3 protein-coding genes are annotated in these 2,306 nt (G+C 71.9%); 1 reads left to right on the top strand and 2 read right to left on the bottom strand.

Going from position 1 to position 2,306, the window contains the following annotated elements:
* Window positions 1-357: 357 nt before the first annotated feature.
* Entirely contained in the window at window positions 358-816 is a 459-nt protein-coding gene (locus tag FKV24_RS10980) for a DUF4156 domain-containing protein (RefSeq protein WP_141482412.1), read from the top strand.
* Between the two features lie 19 nt (window positions 817-835).
* Here the strand turns inward: FKV24_RS10980 and FKV24_RS10985 are convergent, their stop codons facing one another.
* Entirely contained in the window at window positions 836-1,660 is an 825-nt protein-coding gene (locus tag FKV24_RS10985) for a glycosyltransferase family 2 protein (RefSeq protein ID WP_111267797.1), read from the bottom strand.
* Window positions 1,653-2,306: beta-ketoacyl synthase chain length factor (locus FKV24_RS10990; protein ID WP_141482413.1), on the bottom strand; the 654-nt coding region annotated here is incomplete at its 5' end. The genes FKV24_RS10990 and FKV24_RS10985, both read right to left, overlap by 8 nt.

The raw sequence follows: 2,306 nt of genomic DNA on the forward strand, positions 1-2,306 counted from the left end.
GCAGGGGGCGGCGGCCGTAGAGGCGCCCATGTCTGAGCGCAGCGAGTTTGGGCGCCGTGCCGCCGGCCTCGAGGCGCACAGGGGACCGGGGCGGCTCGGCCGTCCCGGCGGGCGTCAGGAGCGAGCGGTTTTGGTTCCTTTTGCCAAGACAAAAGGAACCCGCCGAAGGCGGAAGCCTTTGCTCTGGACCTTTCGATCGGAAACCTCCGGCTTGGGAGCAGATCGCAAGCTGTGGCGTCGCAGGTCGTGTCCGCAAGGACCGAGCACCCACCCAATCCACAGTGTGTGGCACGGTTCACCCGCCACACCACGCGCCGGGCGCATACTGTCGCCGAAGGCCAATCAGGGAGAACCGCGATGATCCGTGCGATCGTCCTTGCCGCAACCACCGTGCTGCTGTCCGCATGCGCGACCTCGCACATGCTGGTCGGCCAGCCGCGTCCGCCGATCGACGTTGCCCAGGTGCGCGTCTACCATGCGCCGCCGCCGGGCGGCTTCGAGCAGATCGCGGTGATCGAGACCGCCAGCGGGCCGGTCACCTACGGCGAGCAGAACAAGCTCAATGCGGTGCTCAACAACCTGCGCAAGGAGGCCGCCAAGCTCGGCGCCAACGGCGTGCTGCTGCAGGGCACCGCCGACGGCTACGGCGGCACCAGCGTCGGTGTCGGCACCGGCGTCGGCCGTTATGGCGGGCATTCCTACAGCAGCGGCGGCATCGGGGTCAGCATCTCGCCGCGGACCAAGCACGCGACCGGGATCGCGATCCACGTGCCGAATCCGCCGCCGCCCCGCCCGGCACCGGCACCAAGGCCCTGAGCGCATACCGGTTACCGCGTCAGCGGGACAGCCCGCGCGCCGCCGCCGCGATCTCCCCGGCGATGCCGTCGGGGTCGTGGATCCGCGGCGGGTGGGCGCGGGTACGGCGGTATTCGGCGACCACATCGCCGTGGCGCCAGACCTGGGCGACCACGTGCGAGGTGATCCGATACAGGTCGTGCAGCGGCCGGAAGTGGCTGCGCCGGAACGCCGGTCCGCCGGAGCCGGCGTCGTCGGCGCCGATCCCGTAGCGCGATTCCACCGGCACCGAGACCACGCCGACGCCGAGCCGGCGCGCGGCCGAGATCAGGATCTGTGCCTCGAACACGAAGTCCTCGCCGGGCACGTCGTCCAACGCGCATACCGGCGCCGGGTAGTAGCGTTGTCCGCTCTGGCTGTCGGCGATGCGGAAGCCGCAGCCCCAGGCGATGCCCCAGTCGCCGAACTCGTTGGCCAGTCGCCGGTAGCCGGGCTGGCGTGCGCGCTTGCGCAGGCGCGCGCCGATCACGATGTCGCCGGGATGATGGCGGGCGGCGTCGAGCAGCCGCGGTATGTCGGACGCACAATGCTGACCGTCGCCGTCCATGCTCAGCACGCCCTCGAAGCCGCGCCGCAGCGCTTCGGCAAAGCCGTCGCGCAGGCTCGCGCCCTTGCCCATGCGGGTGCTGTGGCGCAGCAGGGTGACCGGCAGATCGGCGATGCACGCGGCGGTGCCGTCGTCGGAGCCGTCGTCGACCACGATCACGTTGGGGCACTCGGCCAGCGCCGCCACGACCACGTCGCGGATGCGCAGGGCCTCGTTGAGCGCCGGGATCACCACGGCGATGCGCTTGGGATCAGGCATCCACCGACTCCATCGCCGCCGCGCCCGGCAGCAACGCGATCGACAACACCCGTCCGGCACCAGCGTCGAGCCTGACCGGGGCCGCCTGGCCGCTTGCCGTGGTGCCGCGGGCCAGCGCATCGAACAGCGGCAGCATCGGCGCCATCGCATTGCCGGCGGCATGCAGGGCCAGTGGCCCGTCCGCCGGCGAGGGGTCGCCATCGGCCAGGGTGGCCTGCAGCACCGGACCGGTTTCCGGTCCGCCCTCGGACAGCACCAGCGCGCCGCCGAGCAGGCCGACGCTGGGTGCCTGCTCACCGAGCGGGCCCGATGCGCCGGCGTCGTAGGCGACCAGCAAAACGGCCTCCTCGCCGCCGGCCAGCAGCACCAGCGCTTCCAGCAGGCCCTGGGCGAAACTCGCGTCCATCGCGCTGATCGCGGTGGCCGCTTGCATCGCGCCGGTGCCGATCGTCCAGTAGCCGGCGGCGGCGTTGTGGACCGAGTTGTGGAAGCGGGTCGGCGACAGTGAACGCGGCTGGCTGGCCAGGGTGCTGCACATGTAGTCGGTGATGGCGAGGTCGCCATGGGTGGAGACGAACACCGACGGCAGCGTCGCCGGATCGCGCCCGGCCGCGGTGCAGGCGGCCAGGCCCGCCTCCAGCGCCAC

Source organism: Marilutibacter maris, from assembly GCF_006546735.2.
Classification (GTDB): Bacteria; Pseudomonadota; Gammaproteobacteria; order Xanthomonadales; family Xanthomonadaceae; genus Marilutibacter; species Marilutibacter maris.

Excerpts from the sequence above, each read along its gene's own strand:
- FKV24_RS10980 (WP_141482412.1), top strand. The coding sequence starts at position 358 with ATGATCCGTGCGATCGTCCTTGCCGCAACCACCGTGCTGCTGTCCGCA.
- FKV24_RS10985 (WP_111267797.1), bottom strand. The coding sequence starts at position 1,660 with ATGCCTGATCCCAAGCGCATCGCCGTGGTGATCCCGGCGCTCAACGAG.